Origin of the sequence: Vibrio sp. 10N.222.54.E6 (assembly GCF_041473955.1) — a bacterium.
In the GTDB taxonomy this organism is placed as follows: domain Bacteria; phylum Pseudomonadota; class Gammaproteobacteria; order Enterobacterales; family Vibrionaceae; genus Vibrio; species Vibrio tasmaniensis_A.
This window is the reverse complement of the sequence record NZ_JBFRTD010000109.1, coordinates 1-312: the sequence shown is the minus strand read 5'-3', so window position 1 is coordinate 312 and position 312 is coordinate 1. Positions and strand designations below refer to the sequence as shown.

Annotated in this window: 2 tRNA genes; both read right to left on the bottom strand. The window is 47.1% G+C overall.

The window, feature by feature from the left end:
• Positions 1-85: 85 nt before the first annotated feature.
• Positions 86-161, bottom strand: a tRNA-Val gene (locus tag AB4513_RS24775).
• Positions 162-193: 32 nt separating this feature from the next.
• Positions 194-269, bottom strand: a tRNA-Ala gene (locus AB4513_RS24770).
• Positions 270-312 lie beyond the last annotated feature (43 nt).

Below are 312 nucleotides of genomic sequence, written 5' to 3'. Positions count from 1 at the left end.
TTCCAAATTGTTAAAGAGCAAGAGTTTTAAAGCGTTAAACTATTAAAACCATTTTTAAACACTCTCTTACGAGAATGCTTAAAGATGGTGGGCGATACCGGGCTCGAACCAGTGACCCCCTGCTTGTAAGGCAGGTGCTCTCCCAACTGAGCTAATCGCCCATGATAGTTTTAATTCCTTCATGGAGAAAGAATGGTGGAGCTATGCGGGATCGAACCGCAGACCTCCTGCGTGCAAGGCAGGCGCTCTCCCAGCTGAGCTATAGCCCCATATTTTTATTTCCTTGGGAGGAAATGGTGGGTCGTGCAGGAT